Source organism: Modestobacter sp. SYSU DS0657 (assembly GCF_054050925.1).
The window spans coordinates 177223-195616 of sequence record NZ_JBJHAG010000001.1 but is presented as its reverse complement, the minus strand read 5'-3'; the positions used below and the strand labels follow the sequence as shown (position 1 = coordinate 195616).

The 18394-nt window shown below is 75.3% G+C and carries 21 protein-coding genes; 12 read left to right on the top strand and 9 right to left on the bottom strand.

Going from position 1 to position 18394, the window contains the following annotated elements:
• Positions 1-5 precede the first annotated feature (5 nt).
• From ACI79A_RS01050 to ACI79A_RS01025, 6 genes are all read right to left on the bottom strand, one after another.
• The gene (locus tag ACI79A_RS01050; RefSeq protein ID WP_457079003.1) at positions 6-1199 is read right to left on the bottom strand and encodes a pyridoxal phosphate-dependent aminotransferase; all 1194 of its coding nucleotides are present in this window, start codon (positions 1197-1199) and stop codon (positions 6-8) included.
• A gap of 33 nt (positions 1200-1232) precedes the next feature.
• A complete protein-coding gene (mug, locus tag ACI79A_RS01045; protein ID WP_457079001.1) occupies positions 1233-1760 on the bottom strand; it encodes a G/U mismatch-specific DNA glycosylase in 528 nt (175 codons plus the stop codon).
• Positions 1757-3322 (bottom strand): Na+/H+ antiporter, encoded by a 1566-nt coding sequence (locus tag ACI79A_RS01040; RefSeq protein WP_457078999.1) that lies wholly within the window; start codon positions 3320-3322, stop codon positions 1757-1759. The genes mug and ACI79A_RS01040 overlap by 4 nt, the downstream gene beginning before the upstream one ends.
• A 5-nt stretch (positions 3323-3327) precedes the next feature.
• Positions 3328-3852 carry a DUF421 domain-containing protein gene (locus ACI79A_RS01035; RefSeq protein ID WP_457078997.1) on the bottom strand — a complete coding sequence of 175 codons (525 nt, stop codon included), beginning with the start codon at positions 3850-3852 and terminating at the stop codon, positions 3328-3330.
• 63 nt (positions 3853-3915) lie between these two features.
• Entirely contained in the window at positions 3916-4104 is a 189-nt protein-coding gene (locus ACI79A_RS01030) for a hypothetical protein (protein ID WP_457078995.1), read from the bottom strand.
• Positions 4105-4253: 149 nt separating this feature from the next.
• Complete coding sequence (locus ACI79A_RS01025; RefSeq protein WP_457078993.1) at positions 4254-4625, bottom strand: ArsR/SmtB family transcription factor; 372 nt, start codon at positions 4623-4625, stop codon at positions 4254-4256.
• A 77-nt stretch (positions 4626-4702) separates the two neighbouring features.
• Between ACI79A_RS01025 and ACI79A_RS01020 the strand changes: the two genes are divergently transcribed.
• The 10 genes from ACI79A_RS01020 to ACI79A_RS00975 all read left to right on the top strand — a co-directional run bounded on the left by ACI79A_RS01020 (position 4703) and on the right by ACI79A_RS00975 (position 15353).
• Positions 4703-5053, top strand: coding sequence for an NADH-quinone oxidoreductase subunit A (locus ACI79A_RS01020; RefSeq protein WP_457078991.1), 351 nt, complete (start codon positions 4703-4705; stop codon positions 5051-5053).
• The gene (locus ACI79A_RS01015; protein ID WP_457078989.1) at positions 5044-6264 is read left to right on the top strand and encodes a hypothetical protein; all 1221 of its coding nucleotides are present in this window, start codon (positions 5044-5046) and stop codon (positions 6262-6264) included. Before ACI79A_RS01020 ends, ACI79A_RS01015 begins: the two co-directional genes overlap by 10 nt.
• A complete protein-coding gene (locus ACI79A_RS01010; protein WP_457078987.1) occupies positions 6261-7193 on the top strand; it encodes an NADH-quinone oxidoreductase subunit H in 933 nt (310 codons plus the stop codon). Before ACI79A_RS01015 ends, ACI79A_RS01010 begins: the two co-directional genes overlap by 4 nt.
• Positions 7194-7197: 4 nt before the next feature.
• Complete coding sequence (locus ACI79A_RS01005; RefSeq protein WP_457078985.1) at positions 7198-7749, top strand: NADH-quinone oxidoreductase subunit J; 552 nt, start codon at positions 7198-7200, stop codon at positions 7747-7749.
• Positions 7746-8048: an NADH-quinone oxidoreductase subunit NuoK gene (locus ACI79A_RS01000; protein ID WP_457078982.1), complete on the top strand. Its 303-nt coding sequence runs from the start codon at positions 7746-7748 to the stop codon at positions 8046-8048. The genes ACI79A_RS01005 and ACI79A_RS01000 overlap by 4 nt, the downstream gene beginning before the upstream one ends.
• Entirely contained in the window at positions 8045-9979 is a 1935-nt protein-coding gene (locus ACI79A_RS00995) for a proton-conducting transporter transmembrane domain-containing protein (RefSeq protein ID WP_457078980.1), read from the top strand. The genes ACI79A_RS01000 and ACI79A_RS00995 overlap by 4 nt, the downstream gene beginning before the upstream one ends.
• Positions 9980-9984: 5 nt before the next feature.
• Positions 9985-11472 carry a complex I subunit 4 family protein gene (locus tag ACI79A_RS00990; protein ID WP_457078978.1) on the top strand — a complete coding sequence of 496 codons (1488 nt, stop codon included), beginning with the start codon at positions 9985-9987 and terminating at the stop codon, positions 11470-11472.
• A 13-nt stretch (positions 11473-11485) separates the two neighbouring features.
• Positions 11486-12970, top strand: coding sequence for an NADH-quinone oxidoreductase subunit N (locus tag ACI79A_RS00985; RefSeq protein WP_457078976.1), 1485 nt, complete (start codon positions 11486-11488; stop codon positions 12968-12970).
• Positions 12971-13038: 68 nt separating this feature from the next.
• Positions 13039-13653, top strand: coding sequence for a TetR family transcriptional regulator (locus tag ACI79A_RS00980; protein ID WP_457078974.1), 615 nt, complete (start codon positions 13039-13041; stop codon positions 13651-13653).
• A 17-nt stretch (positions 13654-13670) separates the two neighbouring features.
• A complete protein-coding gene (locus tag ACI79A_RS00975; RefSeq protein WP_457078972.1) occupies positions 13671-15353 on the top strand; it encodes an MDR family MFS transporter in 1683 nt (560 codons plus the stop codon).
• Here ACI79A_RS00975 and ACI79A_RS00970 read toward each other — a convergent pair.
• From ACI79A_RS00970 to ACI79A_RS00960, 3 genes are read right to left on the bottom strand one after another with little or no spacing between them, the layout of a single operon-like run.
• On the bottom strand, positions 15329-15463 hold the full coding sequence (locus ACI79A_RS00970) for a hypothetical protein (protein WP_457078970.1): 135 nt from the start codon (positions 15461-15463) through the stop codon (positions 15329-15331). The two genes, ACI79A_RS00975 and ACI79A_RS00970, sit on opposite strands and share 25 nt — an antisense overlap.
• Entirely contained in the window at positions 15460-15750 is a 291-nt protein-coding gene (locus ACI79A_RS00965) for an STAS domain-containing protein (RefSeq protein ID WP_457078968.1), read from the bottom strand. Before ACI79A_RS00965 ends, ACI79A_RS00970 begins: the two co-directional genes overlap by 4 nt.
• Positions 15747-16103, bottom strand: a complete 357-nt coding sequence (locus ACI79A_RS00960) for an STAS domain-containing protein (protein WP_457078966.1) — start codon at positions 16101-16103, stop codon at positions 15747-15749. Before ACI79A_RS00960 ends, ACI79A_RS00965 begins: the two co-directional genes overlap by 4 nt.
• Positions 16104-16251: 148 nt before the next feature.
• On the opposite strand from ACI79A_RS00960, the gene ACI79A_RS00955 reads away from it, so the two are divergent.
• Together ACI79A_RS00955 and ACI79A_RS00950 are read left to right on the top strand one after the other, a co-directional pair.
• Entirely contained in the window at positions 16252-16971 is a 720-nt protein-coding gene (locus ACI79A_RS00955) for a response regulator (RefSeq protein WP_457078963.1), read from the top strand.
• Positions 16972-16984: 13 nt separating this feature from the next.
• Positions 16985-18382, top strand: coding sequence for a HAMP domain-containing sensor histidine kinase (locus ACI79A_RS00950; protein ID WP_457078961.1), 1398 nt, complete (start codon positions 16985-16987; stop codon positions 18380-18382).
• Positions 18383-18394: the final 12 nt, after the last annotated feature.

The window sequence follows — 18394 nt, the reverse complement described above, 5'->3', positions numbered from 1 at the left end:
CCCCCTCAACGCAGCCTCCCCAGTCGTGCCGACGCCTCGACGAGCACGTCGTCCCGCTTGCAGAAGGCGAACCGCACCAGGTGCCGCCCCAGGTGCGCGTCCGCCGGGTCGTAGAACACCACACTCGGCACCGCGACCACCCCGGCGCGCTGGGGCAGCGACCGGCAGAAGGCCACGCCGTCGCCGTCGGGCTGCAGCGGGCGGACGTCGACGGTGGCGAAGTAGGTGGCCTCCGGGCTGAGCACCGGCAGCCCGGCCGCGGCCAGGCCACCGACCAGCAGGTCGCGCTTGCGCTGCAGGTCGGCGGCGGCGCCGGTGAAGTAGGCGTCGGGCAGCCGCAGCCCGGCGGCGATGCCCGGCTGGAGCGGCCCGGCGTTGACGAAGGTCAGGTACTGCTTGGCGGTGCGGACCGCGGCCACCAGCTCCGCCGGCCCGCAGATCCAGCCGACCTTCCACCCGGTGGTGCGGAAGGTCTTGCCGCCGCTGCTCACCACCAGGGTGCGGTCCCGCATGCCCGGCAGGGTGGCCGGGGAGACGTGCTCGGCGCCGTAGAACACCAGGTGCTCGTACACCTCGTCGGTGAGCACCAGCAGGTCCGCCGCGGTGGCGACGTCGGCGAGCACGGCGAGCTCCGGGCGGGTGAGCACCGTGCCGGTGGGGTTGTGCGGGGTGTTGAGCAGCAGCAGCCGGGCGCGCGGGGTGACCGCCGCGCGCAGCTCGGCCTCGTCGAAGGTCCAGTGGCCACCCCTGGGTGGCGGGCGCAGCGGCACCGGGCGCAGCACTCCCCCGGCCATCGCGACCGCGGCGGCGTAGCTGTCGTACATCGGCTCGAGGACGACGACCTCGTCGCCGGGCTCGACCAGCGCCAGCAGCGCGGCGGTGAGCGCCTCGGTGGCCCCGGCGGTGACCAGCACCTCGGTGTCCGGGTCGTAAGTGAGCCCGGAGAACCGCAGCTGGTGCTCGGCGACCGCCTGCCGCAGCACGGGGAGCCCCGGACCCGGCGGGTACTGGTCGAGGCCGGTGCCGATCGCGGCGCGGGCGACGTCGAGCACCTCCGGCGGGCCCGGCTCGTCGGGGAACCCCTGGCCGAGGTTGATCGCCCCGGTGGCCACCGCCAGGGCGCTCATCTCGGCGAAGATCGTCGTCCCGAACCTGCGCAGCCGGCCGGCCAGCTGCGGCGCGCGCTCCCCTGCCCCCATGCGGGCAGCCTCCCAGCCGGTGCCGTCGGCCGCTCAGCCCGGGGCAGTGCGCGCGGCCTCGCGCAGCTCGCCGTAGAGCCGGGCGAGGTCGGGCAGCTGGTGGTGGGCGTTGAGCCCGCTGGGGTTGGGCGCCACCCAGGTGAGCGCACCGCCGACCCGCTCGGGCTGCGGACCCAACCGGGCCTTCGGCCGGTCGAACGCCACCCGCCACGCGGTCACGCCCAGCACCGCGAGCACCCGCGGCTGGTACCGGGCCACCAGCGCGGCGAGCTGCTCGGCGCCGTCGCGGAGCTCCTCGCGGGACAGCTCGGCGGCGGTGCGGGTCGGCCGGGCGACGACGTTGGTGACCCCCAGGCCGTACTGCAGCAGTTCCCGGTCCTCGGCGGGGGTCAGCAGCCGGGGGGTCAGCCCGGCCCGGTGCAGCGCCGGCCAGAAGCGGTTGCCCGGCCGGGCGAAGTGGTGCGATACCTCCGCCGACCGCAGCGAGGGGTTGATCCCGCAGAACAGCACGTCCAGGTTGGGGGCCACCACGTCGGGCAGTGGCTTGTCCGGCGTGGTCACGACTCGTAGCGCAGCGCCCGCGCCTCGACGTCGAACAGCACGTCGTCGGCGGCGGCCGGGCTCACCTCGCCCTGCCGGCGGGCCTCGAGCACCGCCTCCCGCTCGGCCTCGCTGGCGCGCCCGAGCAGGTCGCGCAGCTGCTGCCCGGCGCGCTCGTCCCGGGGCAAGCCGTCGATCAGGCCCTCGATCGACCGTCGGTAGCCGAGCCGGCCCTCGTACTGCTGCAGGACGGCGTCGCGCACCTCGGCGGGGACGTCGTCGGCCGCCCGCACCTGCTCCAGCGCCGCCTCGGTGACCCGGCGCTGCAACCGGCGCACGTCCAGCTGCACGTCGGCATCGCTGGCCACGCCCAGCCGGCGGATGAGCGGGGCCAGGGTGAGCCCCTGCAGCACCAGCGTCACGACCACGACCATCAGCGACACCAGCACGACCTCCTCCCGCGCTGGGAAGGGGCCGCCGTCGTCGACGGTGGCCGGCAGGGCCAGCGCGAGGGCGACCGTGACCACGCCGCGCATCCCCGCCCAGGAGGCGACGGCGGACTCCCGCCAGCCGTACGGCGTCGCGGACTCGGTGCGCCGCGCCCGCCGGCCGGCGCGGGCGGAGGCGGCGAACATCGCGGCCGCCCGGACGACGACGAGCACCCCGATCACTGCCGCACCCACGAGGAGCGCGCGGGTGTCGCCGAGCACCTCGGTGCTGCCGAAGACGGTGGTCAGCTCCAGACCGAGGAAGGCGAAGAGCAGACCGCTGACGGCGAACTCGACGTACTGCCAGACCGACCGGCCCAGCAGCCACCCGGCGGAGGTGACCTCGCTGGTGGCGACGGTGCGCAGGTACAACCCGGCCGCGAGGACGGCGAGCACACCGGAGGCGCCGACCTCCTCGGCGAGCAGGTAGACGCCGAAGGGGACCGCGAGGGTCACCGTGGTCTCGGTGGCGGCGTCGTGCAGCAGCCCGAGCGCCTTGCGCGCCAGCCAGCCGGCGACCAGGCCGAGCGCGGTACCGCCGAGCACCGCGACCAGGAAGCCGACGCCGACCTGGGTGACGGTCACGCCGCCGGCGACCACGGCGGTCACCGCCAGCTGGTAGACCACCAGGGCGGTGGCGTCGTTGAAGAGCCCCTCGCCCTCCAGGATCGTGACCAGCCGCGGGGGCAGCTTCAGCCGGCTGGCGACCGCGCTGGCCGCGACCGGGTCCGGCGGCGCGACGATCCCGCCGAGGACGATGGCCACCGCCCAGGGCAGCCCCAGGGCGTGCCCGACCACCGCGACCACGGCGGCGGTGACCAGGGTGAGGCCGACCGCGAGGCCGAGGATCGGGCGGGCCGCCGAGCGCAATTCCCGCAGCGAGGTCGACTGGGTGGTGGCGAACAGCAGCGGTGGGAGCACGATCGGGAGGATCAGCTCCGGCGGCAGGTCGGGCGAGGGCACGAACGGGACGACGCCCAGGACGAGGCCGTAGATCGTCAGCAGCACCGGCTGCGGCACGCCGATCCGGTCGGCGACCGGGGTGAGGACGACGACGCCGAGCAGCAGCAGTCCGAAGACCGCCAGCGAGTCCACGTCGGTCAGTGTCGGGCGGGAGTGGTGCCCGGCACCTGGGCCAGCGCGGAGCCGTCCCCCAGCGCCGATTCGGGCACGACGCTGACGGTGCCGTCGCTCTCCAGCACGACGGCGGCGATCTTCGAGAGGTCGCCCTGGCCGCTGGCCCGCACGGCCTGGCGGACCTCGGCCTCGCTCATCCGCTGCTCGCGCAGCACGTCCGGCTGCAGCTGGCCTCGGTAGAGCAGCAGCGCCGGGTGGGCGGTGACGGCGTCCCGCAGCTGTGGTCGCCGGCTGGTCACCCAGGCGACGACGAGCTGCAGACTGGCGAGCAGCCCCAGCGCGACCGCGCCCTCGGCCCAGGCGACGTCCGAGCTGAGCAGGATCGTGGCCAGCACCGACCCCAGCGCGACCGTGACCACCAGGTCGAAGGCGTTGAGCTTGGCGAGCGTTCGTTTGCCGGAGAGCCGGAGGACGAGGATGACGGTCACATAGGCGGAGGTCCCGACGGCGAGGACGCGCCCCAGGTCGGACCAGCTGTCGAACCACATGGTCCGCCCGCTACCCGCGATCGGGCCGGTCGCACCTCCGGCCTCGGCCGAGTGCCGGTCAGGTCAGCAGGACACCGACCACTCGTGCCCGCAGGCACCGCAGACCAGGGCGGCGACCCAGGATCCGGGGTCGAAGTCACCCGGGTGGTCGTCGACCTCCGGTGCGGCGCAGGCGGGGCAGCAGGACATCCGGGCGAGTGCGCTCTGGTGGGCTCGGCGCTGGCTGGGCGCGGCAAGGACGGCTTCGGCCATGGAACACCCCCGTGGGCAGTGGACAGGAGACCGGCTCCTGCCTCGTGATCAGGCAATCTGCCCTGCTGGGCGCCTGGTCCGCACCCGGACACGGCCTCCGTCGCCGGATCGTCACGAGCTCTCAATCCGCTGGTCCGGCCCGTGTGCCGTCACTCCTGGTCGGCGCCCTGCGCGCGGGGCAGCTCGATCAGGCTCCGCAGGCAGTGCTCGCGCAGCGGCTCGGGGAAGCCCTCGGCCAGCCGGTAGTAGACCACCCGGCCCTCGCGCCGTGTGGTGACGAAGCCGGCGGTGCGCAGCAGGCGCAGCGCGTAGCCGACGGCGTCCTCGGTCGCGTCCAGCCCGAGTGCGATGTCGCCGACGCAGAGCTCTTGCACCTGGTCGAGCGCGTAGAGCACCCGGGCACGGGTGGGGTCGGCGAGCAGGCTGAGCACGGCGGTGAGCTCGGCAGCCTCGTCGCGCGAGGGCACGCGCGCCCGCACGGCGGCCACGCGGTCGGGGTCGACGGGATGCGGATGGTCCACGGCGAGTTGGTTACCCGTGCGGGTGCACGGGTATGCGGCGCCGGTCAGCAGTCGGTCCGACGTCGAGGAGCGTGCAGGTGTCCGCCTACCTGAGCGCTGCCCTGATGCTCGGGCTCGCCGTCGGCGGCGCGCTCGTCGCCCACCTGGTGCACCGCCGGACGGCGGTCGCGCCCGGCGCCGTGGCGGCGCTGCCCTTCCAGTCCGGCTGGCGCCCCGCCGAGCACGCGCTGTCCCGGTTCGAGGCGCGCTACTACCCGCTGACCCTGCTGTTCCTGGCCTTCGACGTCGAGATGCTCTTCATGTACCCGTGGGCGACGGTCGTCGCCGAGATCGGCACCTCGGCCGTCATCGAGATGTTCGTGCTGCTCGGCGTGCTCATGGCCGGGGTGCTGTGGGCCTGGCGCGAGGGTGCCCTGCGATGGGTCTGACCACCCGGCTGGCCACCCGGCGGGCCGCGGTGCTCGTCACCGAGGTGCCCGGCTGGGCGGCGACCCGCTGCGCCGTGGAGCGCGAGGTGCGGTCCCGGGGCTGGCGTCCCGCCCTCTCCCCGGCGGACGCCGACCTGCTGGTCGTCTGCGGACGACCCGGCCCCCGCCTGGCGGCCGCGGTCGAGCACGTCTGGACCCAGCTGCCCGGCCCGCGCGCCCGCGCTGCGGTGACCGACCCGGCGTCGGCCGCGGCCGCGCTCGACGCCGCCCTGGCCGAACTCGCCGACGACGGTGCCCAGCGCCGGGACGCCGCCGACCGGCCCGCCGAGCCGGCGCCCGGCACCGGCGCGAGCGAGCTGGTCCCCGGCGAGCGCGGCAACGACCACACAGGCGAGCCGGCCGGTTTCGACGACCCGGGCCCCGGCGGCGACGGCCACGAGACGGACGGCGGCCACGGCGGCATGGACCACGGCGACATGGACCACGGCGACATGGACCACGGCGACATGGACCACGGCGACATGGACCACAGCGGCATGGACCACAGCGACCACGGCGACATGGACCACGGCGACATGGACATGCCGATGCCCGGCGGCATCGGGCTCGCCGGCGCCGGCGGCGACGACCAGCTCACCGATCCCGACGGTCTCGACCTGGACGTGCTGCACCTGCCGCTCGGTCCCGTGCTCCCCCACTGGCCGGCCGGGTTGCTGCTGCACACCACGCTGCAGGGCGACCTCGTGGTCGCGGCGATCCCGGAGGTGCTGCCGGCCGACGGGGCACCACCGCTCGGGCAGGACGTGCACCGCTCCCCCGCGGGCCGCTGGGACGCCGTCGCCACCCTGCTCGCCCTCACCGGCTGGACCGACGCCGCGGTACGCGCCGCCCGGCTGCGCGACGCCGCGCTGGACGGTGGGCCCGACCAGCAGGAGGCCGACCGGCTGACCCGCCGGATCCGGCGGTCCCGGCTCCTGCGCGCAGCACTGCGCGGGCTGGGCGAGCTGCCCGAGGGCGACGCCCACGACCGGCTGCTGCACTGGCTGGACGGGACGACGTCCGCGCGGCCGACCACCCTGGGCGACGTCGCCGACCTGGTCACCGGGCTCGACCTGGCGTCCGCGCGGCTGGTGGTCGCCAGCCTGGACCTGGACACCGCAGACCTGGACACCACCGGCCGCAGCGCGGCTCCGGCGGAGGTGGCCTCGTGACGGTCGGCCAGGTCTCCTCCGCGTGGGTGCCGCTGGCGGCGGCGTTGCTGCTGGCCGTCGCGGCTGCGGCCGCCTGCCTGGACGGCGTCCTCGCCGCCCGGGCGGACGGGCACCCACCGGCCGGCGGCCTCCTGACCCCGGCCGCGGAGACGGCGCGGCTGTTCCGGCAGCGCCGCCGCAGCACGCTGGCCGCCGACGCCCTGCTCTGGCGGGTCGGCGGCGCCGGGCTGCTCACCGCGGCCCTGCTGATGGTGGTCGTGGTGCCGCTCGGGCGCTGGACGGTCGCCGACCTCGCGGTGGGCGTCGTCTGGTTCAACGCGATGGACGTGCTGCTGTGGGCCGCGGTCTGGCTGGCCGGGTGGGGGCCGAACAGCGCGCACGCGCTGGTCGGCGGCTTCCGGTTCCTGGCGCAGGCGCTGGCCTACGAGCTGCCGCTGATGTTCGCGCTCACCACCCCGGCCGTGGCCGCGGGCAGCCTGCGGCTCGGCGACCTCGTCGCGGCGCAGGAGGGGCTGTGGTTCGTCGTCTGGATGCCGGTCGCCTTCCTGGTCTTCTGCGGTGCGGTGCTCGCCTTCTCCGTCTGGGGCCCGTTCGCCGCGGCCGCGGGGTCCACGACCGCCGGCGGGGTGCTCGCCGAGACCTCCGGCGTCGATCGCTGGCTGCTCTCCGCCGGGCGCTACGCGTTGCTCACCGCCGGCGCGGCGTTCGGCGCCACGGCCTTCCTCGGCGGGGGCCAGGGCCCGCTGCTGCCGGCCTGGCTGTGGACGCTGGTCAAGACCGCCGCGCTGCTCGCGGTGCTGGTCGCGCTGCGGCGCCGGCTGCCGGTGCTCCGACCGGAGCGACTGGTCGGACCCGCCTGGCTGGTCGTGCTGCCGCTGACGCTGCTGCAGCTGCTGGTCGTTTCCGTCGTCGTCGTGGTCCGGGGGTGAGGCAGTGCTGAGCGGGATCGTCTTCTGGGTGCTCGCGGTGATCGCGGTGGCGGCCGGGGTCGCCGTGTTCCGGGTCGACTCCATGGCCCGGGCCACCTACGCGCTGGCCGCGTCGTTCGTCGCGGTCGGCCTGGCCCTGCTGCTGTTCGACCTGCAGTTCCTCGGTGTGATCACCGTGCTGATGATGGTGATGGAGATGGCGATCATGGCCATCTACATGATCATGTTCATGGGGATGAACCCCGCGCTGATGCCGATGAGCATGGTGCACGGCAAGCGCCCGGCCCTGGCGGTCTCGATCGGCACCTTCGGCGTGCTGGCCGGCGGCGCGCTGCTCGTCGACTGGCCCACCCGCCGCGGGGCACCGGCCGCCGACCTGGTGACCTCGCTGGGCGAGGCCGTCATGCACTCGAAGATGCTGGTGATGATGACCGTCTCGCCGGTCCTCTTCGCCACCATCGTCGCCGCCCTCGTGCTGGCGCTCCCGCGCAGCCGCTACGACCGGATGGGTCCTGATCTCCGCGGCACGGACCCGCGCCGGAGGCAGCGACGATGACCCTGCAGACCGTCCTGGTGGTGGCCGCCGCGCTGTTCAGCGTGGGGCTCTACGGCGCGATCTCCCAGCAGGTCGTGGTCATGGTGATGATGGGGCTGGAGCTGATGCTCAACGGCGTCATCCTGGCCGCGGCCGCCTTCTGGTGGTTCCTCTCCCCCTCCCCCGACGGCCAGGTGCTGCTGCTCGTGGTCATCTCCGCGATGACGGTCGAGATGGCGATGGGCTTCGCCGTCGCCACGTTGCTGCACCGGGCGAAGCAGTCGGACATGACCGACATGGCCACGGACCTCGCCCAGTGACCGGCGTGCTGTGGACGACGGCCGCACTGCCCGCCGCCGTCGGGGCGCTGCTGTGCGTGCTCGGCCGGCGGGCCGACCGGACGGCGCTGCCGGCCGGCGTGGCGACGGCGGCGGTCGTGCTGGCGCTGGCGGTCGCCGTGGCCCTGGCCGGGCCGGCGGCCGAGGCGCCGTTCCTGCCGGGCGCCGCCTTCGGGCTGGCCGTCGACCCGCTGGCCGCCGTCGTGCTGCCCGCGGTCGCCACCGTCGTCCTCCTGGTGCTGGTCTCCTCCGCCGGCGACGCCGGGGCCCCCCACCAGGGCGCCCGCGCCCGGTTCACCGGGCTGATGCTGCTGTTCACCGCGGCGGTCGTGCTCACGGTCGCCGCGAGCACGCTGTCCACGCTGCTGTTCGCGTGGGAGGTGATGGGCGCGACCTCGTACGCGCTGATCGGCTTCCGCTGGCGGGAACGGCACCGGGTCGGGGCCGGGCTGACCGCGTTCCTCACCACCCGCACCGCCGACCTCGGGCTGTACCTCGCCGCGGGCGCGGCCCTGGCCGGCGGCGCCGGGCTGGGGCTGGACGAGCTCGCCGCCGCCGACGGGCCGTGGCTGGACGTCGCCGCCGCGGGCGTGCTGGTCGCGGCGCTGGGCAAGGCCGCCCAGCTGCCGTTCACCGCATGGCTGTCCGCGGCGATGGAGGGGCCCAGCCCGGTCAGCGCGCTGCTGCACTCCGCGGCGATGGTCGCGATGGGCGGCTACCTGCTGCTGCGGATGGAGCCGCTGCTGGCGGCGACCGGATGGGCCGGCCCGACCGCGGCCTGGATCGGCGCGCTGACCGCGCTGCTGCTCGGCGCGGTGGCCGTCGCCCAGCGCGACCTCAAGCAGCTGCTCGCCGCCTCCACCGCGGCCCAGCTCGGCTTCGTCGTCCTGGGCGCGGGCGTGGGTTCGGTCGCCGGTGGCACCGCGCACCTGGTCGCGCACGCCGCCACCAAGGCGCTGCTGTTCCTCGTGGCCGGGGCGTGGCTGAGCGCACTGGGCACCAAGCAGCTGACCGCCCTGCACGGCGCCGCCCGGCGCTGGCGCCTGGTCGGGGTCTCCGCGACCATCGGAGCGCTGGCGCTGGCCGGCGTCGTCCCACTGTCGCTGTGGGCCACCAAGGACGCGGTGCTGGCCGGCGCGCGGGAGGAGTCCCTGGCCCTGTACCTGGCCGGGCTGGCGGCCGCCGCCCTCTCGGCCGGCTACGCCGGCAAGGTGCTGTGGCTGGCCTGGCGGCCGGTGCCGGCCGATGCCGCCTACGACACCGAGGAGCAGGGCACCCGCCGGGTGGGCGGGCTGCAGCAGGCGCCACTGGTCGTGCTCGCCGCGGGCGCCGCGGTGCTGGGGCTGCTCGCCCTGCCGCCGGTCGGCGAGGCGCTGCGCCGGGCGGTCGGTGGGACCGGGGCACCCAGCCCGGCGATCTGGGAGATAGTGCTCTCCGCGGCCCTCGCCGTCGCCGTCGTCCTGCTCGTCCCGGTGGTGCTGCAGCGGCGGGTCCGCGCGCCGGCCCTGCTGACCGGGTGGCTGGGGCTGCCCCGGGCCACCCAGCTGCTCGTCGTGCGGCCGGTGCTGCGCGCTGCCGAGGCCTGCGCCCGCTTCGACGACCGGGTGCTCGCCCGGGCCGTCACCGGCACCGGCAGGTCGGCGGCCCGCACCGCCGGCGCGCTGGGCCGGTTCGACGACGGTCAGCTCGCACCCGCCACGGCCGGGGCCGGCCGGTCGACCGTGCGGCTGGCCGGTGCGGTGCTGCGCGCCGACCTGGCCGGCCCCGACCGGCTGGTGCACACCCTGGCTGCCGGCACCCGGCGGCTGGGGGCGGTCGCGCGCCGCTCGCAGACCGGCCAGCTGCACCAGTACTACGTCCTCGCCACCGCGGTGCTCGCCGCCTCGCTGGCCCTCCTGCTGGTCGGAAGGTAGTTCCCGTGCTCACCGTGATCGTGTTCCTGCCGCTGGTCGCTGCCGCGGCGCTCGCCCTGGTGCGGGTGTCCGACCGCGCCGCCCGGTGGGCCTGGGTGGGGGTGACCGTCGCCGACCTCGCGCTGGTGATCGCCGTGTGCGTGGGCTACGAGACGCCGGCCGACGGCGGCCTCGCGTACGAGGAGCGGGCGCGGTGGATCCCCTCGGTGAACAGCAGCTACCACGTCGGCGTCGACGGGCTGTCCCTGCCGCTGCTGGCGCTCACCGCCGTCGTCTTCTGCGCCTGCGCGTTCTACTCGCTGCGCGAGCAGCGGCGCCCGCGGGAGCTCGCCGCGCTCTTCCTGGCCCTGCAGGCCACCTGCCTGGGCCTGTTCGTGGCCCAGGACCTGATCCTGTTCTTCCTCTTCTTCGACCTGTCGATCGTCGGGATGTACGCCGCGATCGCCGGCTGGGGGCACGGCCGGCAGGCCGGCCGGTCGGCGCTGCAGTTCTTCCTCTACACCTTCCTGGGCAGCCTGGCGCTGCTGCTGGGCTTCATCGGGCTGTACCTGGCCGCCGACCCGCACACCTTCGACATCCCCGAGCTGATCGCCGCCGCACCGCTGGCCGACTCCCCGGTCGCGGGCGGGTTCGTGCTGGCCGCGCTGCTGGTCGGGCTGGCGATCAAGACGCCCACCGTGCCCTTCCACACCTGGCTCCCGCCGGCGCACACCGACGCCTCGGCCATCGGGTCGGCGGTGCTCGCCGCGGTGCTGCTGAAGATGGGCACCTACGGGTTCGTCCGGATCGCGATGCCGGCGCTGCCCGACGCCTGGCAGAGCGCGGCCTGGGTGGTGCTCGCCGTCGGCGTCGTCTCGGTGCTCTACGGCGCGCTGGTCGCGCTGGCCCAGACCGACCTGAAGCGGATGATCGCCTACACCTCGATCAACCACATGGGCTACGTCCTGGTGGCCGTCGGCGCGGCCGGGCTGGTCGGCAGCGGAACGGCCGCGCGGGAGCTCGCGGTCACCGGCGCGGTGACCCAGATGGTCAGCCACGGGCTGCTCACCGGCGCGCTGTTCCTGCTCGCCGGCGTGCTGCACGACCGCACGGGCACCTACGCGATGGGCGAGTACGGCGGACTGGCCCGCAGCGCGCCGGTCCTCGCCGGGCTGTTCGCCGTCGCCGCGTTCGGCTCGCTGGGCATCCCCGCCTTCAGCGGGTTCGTCGCGGAGTTCCAGATCTTCGCCGGCAGCATCGGGGCGACGGCGTGGGCCGCGGTCGCGCTGCCGGGCATCCTGCTCACCGCCGCGCTCCTCCTGCGCGCGCTGCAGCGGGTCTTCACCGGGGAGACCCGCGGGCGCTCGGTCGGGTTCGCCGACGTGCGGGCGGTGCAGGCGGCCCCGGTCGTCGGGCTGCTCGCCCTGTCCCTGGCCATCGGCGTCGTCCCCTGGCCGCTGCTGGACGTCATCGCCCCGGCCGCGTCCCTCGTCGTGGACCTGGTGAGCCGGTGACGGGGGCGCCGCGGTGATCGTCCAGGACCCCCTGGCCCTGCTGCCGGAGATCTGCCTGCTCGCCGGCGCCGTCGTCACCCTGCTGGCCGGCTCGTTCCTGCCCCAGCAGCGGCAGTGGGCGGCCCGGCTGGTGGCGGTCGCCGCACTCGTGGCCGCCGGGGTGACCGCGGCCCTGGCCATGGGCGCCCCGGCGCGGACGGTGTTCGGCGCCTTCGTCCTCGACACCCCCACCGGCATCGCCCGCCTGGTGGTCGTCGCCTCGACCCTGCTGGTGATCGGCCTGGGGGTGGACGAGCTCGCCGGGCAGGCGCGGGAGAGCGAGACCTACACGCTGCTGCTGCTCGGGTCGCTCGGCGCGGTGGTCCTGGCGGCCACCGACGACCTGCTGGTCCTGGCGGTCGGCTTCCTGCTGGCCAGCATCCCGCTGTACGCGCTGGTCGGGCTGGGCCGCAGCGCCCGGGCCGCCGAGGCGGCGCTGAAGACCTACCTGCTGGGTGCCCTGTCGGGCATCCTCCTGCTGCTGGGCAGCACCGTGCTCTTCGGGGTGGCCGGCAGCACCAGCTACCCGGGCCTGGCCGGCGGGCTGGCCGGTGCGCCGGTGGCCGCGGTCGCCGTCGGGGCGATCGGCGTGCTCGGCGGCCTGCTGTTCAAGGCCGGCGGGGTGCCGCTGCACTTCTGGGTGCCCGACGCGACCCAGGGCGCCGGCACCGCAGCGGCGGCCTTCCTCACCACCGTGCCGAAGATCGGGGCACTGATCGCGATGGTGCGGCTGGTCGACGTGCTGCCCGGCCCGCTGCCGTGGCCGCTGCTGGTGGGGGTCCTCGCCGCGGTGACCATGACGCTGGGCAACCTGGCCGCGCTCGGGCAGACCGACGCCCGCCGGTTGCTGGGCTGGTCGACGGTGAGCCAGGTCGGATACCTGCTCATGCCGGTGGCCGTGGTCGGCGCCACCGACGCCGCGGTGCCCGCACTGCTGACCTACCTCGTCGGCTACGCCGTCACCAACCTCACCGCCTTCGCGGTGCTCGCCGGCGACCCGCGGACGACGTCGCTCGCCGACTCCCGGGGCCTGGCGCGCCGGCGCCCGGGGCAGGCCGCCGCGCTGGTGATCGCCCTGCTCAGCCTGGTCGGCACGCCACCCACCGCGGTCTTCCTCGGCAAGCTCACCGTCTTCACCGCCGCCTGGGACGGCGGCCTGACCTGGTTGGTGGTGGTCGCCGCGGTGAACACCGTGCTCAGCCTGGCCTACTACCTGCGGTGGCTGGTGCCCGCGCTGTCCCGGGACGGCGAGCAGGACGGCGAGCAGCGCGACACCGGGGACGACCAGGACGGCGACCAGCACGACGGCGGGCGGGACGACGACCAGGACGGCGGGCAGGAGCCGCCCGACCACCCGTGGGCGCGGGGGGCCGCGGCCGCCGGTGCGGTCGGGGTGCTCGCCGTGGGACTGGGCGCCGGGGTGGTGACCGCGCTCGTCGGGAGCGGCACGCTGGGCTGAGCGCCGCCGGCACCCCGATCGGGTGGCACCCCACCCCACTGCTTGCACGTCGTGCAAGAATGCACGACGTGCAAGAAACCCCGGGGCTGCGCGAGGCGAAGAAGACGGCGACCCGCCGCCAGCTGCGGGCCGCCGCGACCTCTCTCGCCCTCGAGCACGGCCTCGACGGCGTCACGGTGGAGCAGGTGTGCGCCGCCGCCGGCGTCTCGCTGCGCACCTTCTTCAACTACTTCGAGTCCAAGGAGGCGGCCCTCCTCGGCGACGACCCGCCCTCCGGCAGCCCGGAGGCACGCGCCGCCTTCCTGGCCGGCGGCCCGACCGGCGACCTGCTCAGCGACCTGCTCCTGCTGCTCGACCCGACCGAGCTGATCGAGCAGCAGGGCCGGGAGAGCCTGCTGCAGGCGATGCAGCTGGCCCAGCAGGAGCCCCGGCTGCTGGCCGGCCACATCGCCCGGGAGATCGCCCACGAGGCGGAGATCGCCGCCCTGGTGGCCGCCCGCCGCGGTCTGCCCGAGCCCGACCTCGGCTGCACCGCGCTGGCCACCACCGCGCAGGCGCTGCTCCGCCTGGCCGGCCGCAGCTGGATCGAAGCCGAGGACGGCGCACCGCTGCGCACCCACATCGACCGGACCCGGGCCGCCTACGTCGCCGCGCTCGGATCCACACCCCCCGTCACAGCCTGACCCTTCCGAGGAGCCCCGTGTCCACCGCGACCCCCGCGCCCACCGGCGCCCCACCGATCGTCCTGACCCGGCGGCGGATCAACCTCATCTTCTCGGCGCTCATCGCCGGCATGCTGGTCGCCAGCCTGGACCAGACGATCATCTCCACCGCGATGCCGACGATCGTCGGCGATCTCGGTGGCGTCTCGCACATGGCATGGGTGACCACCGCCTACCTGCTGGCGAGCACCCTCGTCATGCCGGTCTACGGCAAGTTCGGCGACCTCTTCGGACGGCGCACGCTGTTCCTGGTCGCGCTCGGGTTGTTCACCCTGGCCAGCGTCGGCGCCGCCCTCTCCCCCAGCTTCGGCGCGTTCGTCTTCTGGCGCGGGGTCCAGGGCCTCGGTGGCGGCGGCATGATGATCCTGTCCCAGGCGATCATCGCCGACATCGTCCCGGCCCGAGAGCGCGGCAAGTACATGGGGCCGCTGGGTGCAGTCTTCGGCCTGTCGGCAGTGGCCGGGCCGCTGGTCGGCGGGTTCTTCACCGACCACCCCGAGCTGGGCTGGCAGTGGTGCTTCTGGATCAACGTGCCGATCTGCCTGGCCGCGCTCGTCGTCGCCTGGTTCGCCCTCGCCCTGCCGCGCAAGCGGAACACCGAGCCGGTCGACGTGCTGGGCGTGGTCACCCTGTCGACGGCGACCGCGTCGCTGATCTTCTTCACCGACCGGGGTGGCAGCGACGGCTGGACCGACCCGCGGACGCTGGGCCTGATGGCGCTGTTCGCCGTCGCCGTGGTCGCGTTCGTCCGGGTCGAGCTGCGCGCCGCCCAGCCGATCATCCCGATGTCGCTGTTCCGGAACCGCAGCTTCGTGGTGGCCACCGCCCTGGGCGCCGCCGTCGGGCTGGGGATGTTCTCCGCGGTGGCGTTCGTGCCGACCTTCCTGCAGATGGCCTCGGGCACCTCGGCGGCCAACTCCGGCCTGCTGATGCTGCCGATGATGGGTGGCCTGTTCATCACCGCCATCGGCTCGGGCATCGCGACCACCCGGACCGGCCGGTACAAGGTCTTCCCGGTCGTCGGGGTCGCGACCGTCGCCGCCGCCATGGCGTGGATGACGACGCTCAGCGGGCAGACCCCGGTGTGGGTGGTCGGCACCCAGCTGTTCGTCATGGGGCTCGGCCTGGGCCTGATCATGCAGATCGTGGTGCTGATCGCGCAGAACGCCGTCTCGGCCCGCGACATCGGCTCGGCGACGGCGACCAACAACTACTTCCGCGAGGTCGGCGCCACCCTCGGCGTGGCGGTGTTCGGCACCATCTTCACCACCCGCCTCGCCGACAACCTGGGCGGCGCCCTGGCCGCCAACGCCCAGGAGGCCGCAGCGGCGGGGATCGTCTCCCCCGACACGCTCGCGCCCTCCGCGGTGCAGGCCGCCGGTGAGCCGCTGCGCGAGGCGATCGTGGCCGCCTACGCGGACTCGCTGGCGCCGGTGTTCGGCTACCTGCTGCCCGCCTTCGGCATCGCCCTGGTGCTGGCGCTGCTGATCAAGGAGATCCCGCTGTCCGACGTCGCCGGGATGGTCGCCCGGGGCGAGGCGGTCACCGACGAGGACGACCTGCCGGCGCCGGCACCCACCGCGGACGACGGCGCCCCGGACGTGGTGGTCGCCGAGTCGGCGCCGGAGCCGGACGCTCAGCCGCCGGCGGCCCACTCGTAGCGGCAGTCGCGGCAGCGCAGCCGCGACCACCAGCCCGGGTCGTCGCCGGCGTCCGGCACCTCCTCGGGGTCCTGCGCCCCGCAGCCGGGGCAGCGCAGCCGGGCGCTCACCGCGCGCCAACCCCGGCGGGCGGGTGCAGCAGCACCAGCTCCCGGCCGGTGGCCGACATCGCGTCCTGCAGCGAGCGGAGGGCGTGCAGGCCGTCGTCGTCGACGTCCTGCACCCCCTCCAGATCCAGCGTCACCCGCCGGTGACCGCGCCCCTGGAGCACCAGCACGGCACCGCGCATGAGGTCGGCGCCCTGCACGCTCAGCCGGCCGCCGGCCCGGATCGCCCCGGCCTGGGCGTCGACGAACTGCAGGTAGGCGGGCTCCGGCTCGTGCACCGGCCGGATCACGCGGCGACCCGGGAGCGGCGCGGCTCGACGTGCAGCACGTGCTGCAGACCGGTGCGGCGCAGCACGTCCTGAGTGCGCCGGTCGGCGCCGCGCAGCACCACGGCACCCCCGCGGGCACGGCAGATGCGGTGCGCCCACAGGAAGCTGGCCAGCGCCGGGCTGGCGAGGTTCGGCACCTCGGTGAGGTCGACGACGATCCGCCGCGCACCCCCGAGGAGCGCCTGGTGCAACAGCCAGCGCACGTCGGCCAGCCCGTCGCAGACGTCCTCCTCGCAGAGGTGGACCAACCGCTCGTCGCCGGCGCGCTCGTCGGGTCGCGCGGACGTCTGCCGGGCTGCGGTGCTGGTGGTCATCCGGTCCTCCTCGGGCCGCGGCGGGCTCGGTGCGGTCAAGGCTCAGGGTGCCTGCGGGGGGTGACGATCGCCCCATCCGTTCATTTGCGATCCGATGACGACCGCACTGCGGCGGCGCTGCCCGCCGGTCGCATGGCAGCATGACCGCGTGCCGCCGCGTCTCCTCGTCGTCGAGGACGACGACCACATCCGCACCGCGCTCCGCTGGGCCCTGGAGGACGAGGGCTACCTGGTCGAGGAGGCCGTCGACGGTGAGGACGCGGTCCGCCGTGTCGCCGCCGCCGTCCCCGACCTCATGCTCGTCGACCTCATGCTCGGGGCGATGGACGGCTTCGCGGTGGTCCGCGAGGTCCGGCGGGAGCACGACCTGCCGATCATCGTGGTCAGCGCCCGCGCCGACACCCACGACATCGTGGCCGCGCTGGAGGCCGGCGCCGACGACTACGTGACCAAGCCCTTCCAGCTCAAGGAGGTCACCGCCCGGCTGCGCGCCCTGCGCCGCCGGGTGTCCAGCGCTACCCCCCGGCCGGACGCGGCGGAGACCACCACTCCCGAGGTGGTGCTGGACTCCCACGCGGCGGCGCCGCTCGTGCTGCGCCAGGAGCGCGGCACGGTGCACCGGGGCGAGGAGCAGCTGGCCCTCACCCTGACCGAGTTCCGGCTGCTCTGCGAGCTGGCGTCGGTGCCGGGCCGGGTGCTCAGCCGCCAGGACCTGCTCAGCCGGGTCTGGGAGCACGGCTTCTTCGGCGACGAGCGGATCGTCGACGTCCACGTGCGGCGGCTGCGCACCAAGATCGAGCTGGACCCGGGCAACCCCCAGGTCGTCGTCACCGTGCGCGGGCTGGGGTACCGGCTGGACGTGCAGTGAGTCTGGGCACGCAGTGAGATGGACCCAGCGCCCGCGGGGCCTGCGCGCCCGGATCGTGCTGGGGTTCGCCGCGGGCACGCTGCTGGTCTCCGCCGTCCTGGTCGCCACCACCTTCGTGCTGGCCCGCAACTACCTGCTCGACCAGCGGGAGCGCTCCGCCGTTCGGCAGGCTCTGACCGACGCCAGCCTGCTGCGCAGCCGGCTGTCCACCGCCGGCACGGAGGTGGGTGACGTGCTCGGCGACCTGGTGCCCTCCGGCGGCGCCGACGTGGTCGTGCGCAGCGGCGGCGCCTGGTACTCCTCCAGCCTGGAGGTCGGCGCGCGCGACGTCCCGGCGGCGCTGCAGGAGCAGGTGGCCAGCGGTGAACCGGCCACCGCTCGCACCCGCTCGCAGGTCGGCCCGCGGCTCATCGTGGGCGCCTCGCTGCCCGGCACCGACGTGGAGTTCTACGAGGTGTCCACCCTCACCGAGCTGGAGCTGTCGCTGCGCACCCTCGGGGCGGTGCTGGCCGCCGGTGCGGGTGCTGCCACCCTCGCCGGCGCGGCGTTCGGCAGCTGGGCCAGCCGCCGGGCGGTGCAGCCGCTGGAGCAGGTGGCCGGCGCGGCCACCGCGATCGCCGGGGGCGACCTGACCACCCGGCTGCCGCCCACCGACGACCCCGACCTGGTCGCGATCGTGGGGAGCTTCAACAGCATGGTCGACGCGCTCTCCGCCCGGATCGACCGGGACGCCCGCTTCGTCGGCGACGTCAGCCACGAGCTGCGCAGCCCGCTGACCAGCCTGGTGACCACCGTGGAGGTGCTGGCCGGCCGGCGCGACGACCTCACCCCGCGCGGGCGGGAGGCGCTCGCGCTGGTGCAGTCGGAGCTGGACCGGTTCCGCCGCACGCTCGACGACCTGCTCGAGCTGGCCAAGCTGGACAACGCGCGGGACACCCCCGGCGACGCGGCGTCCGGGGCGGCCCCGCCGGTGGTCAGCGTCGCGGCGCTGGTGCGCGAGGTGCTCGAGCGCACCGGCCACCCGGTCGACCTGCTCACGACCGCCGACGACGACCCCAGCACGACGGTGCTGGCCCGCAAGCTCCCGCTGGAGCGGGCCGTGCGGAACCTGGTGGAGAACGCCGACCGGCACGCGGGCGGGGTCAGCGCGGTGCAGGTGCAGCGCCTCGGGGCCTCCGTCGTGCTGCACGTCGACGACGCCGGGCCGGGCGTGGCCGCCGAGGACCGGGAACGGGTCTTCGAGCGTTTCGCCCGCGGCCCCCGCGCCGCCCGCGGGTCGCTGCCCGGGGCCGGGCTCGGGCTGGCGATCGTCGCCGAGACCGCCACCCACCTGGGGGGCGCCGCCTGGTGCGCACCCAGCCCAGCCGGCGGGGCCCGGTTCAGCATCGCGCTGCCGGCGGCGTCGTCGTGAGGGCGCAGGACA

What these genes read in the sequence shown, in the direction of transcription:
- ACI79A_RS01050 (WP_457079003.1), bottom strand. Translation starts at nt 1,199, where the DNA reads ATGGGGGCAGGGGAGCGCGCGCCGCAGCTGGCCGGCCGGCTGCGCAGG.
- ACI79A_RS01035 (WP_457078997.1), bottom strand. Translation starts at nt 3,852, where the DNA reads ATGTGGTTCGACAGCTGGTCCGACCTGGGGCGCGTCCTCGCCGTCGGG.
- ACI79A_RS01030 (WP_457078995.1), bottom strand. Translation starts at nt 4,104, where the DNA reads ATGGCCGAAGCCGTCCTTGCCGCGCCCAGCCAGCGCCGAGCCCACCAG.
- ACI79A_RS01015 (WP_457078989.1), top strand. Translation starts at nt 5,044, where the DNA reads ATGGGTCTGACCACCCGGCTGGCCACCCGGCGGGCCGCGGTGCTCGTC.
- ACI79A_RS01000 (WP_457078982.1), top strand. Translation starts at nt 7,746, where the DNA reads ATGACCCTGCAGACCGTCCTGGTGGTGGCCGCCGCGCTGTTCAGCGTG.
- ACI79A_RS00960 (WP_457078966.1), bottom strand. Translation starts at nt 16,103, where the DNA reads ATGACCACCAGCACCGCAGCCCGGCAGACGTCCGCGCGACCCGACGAG.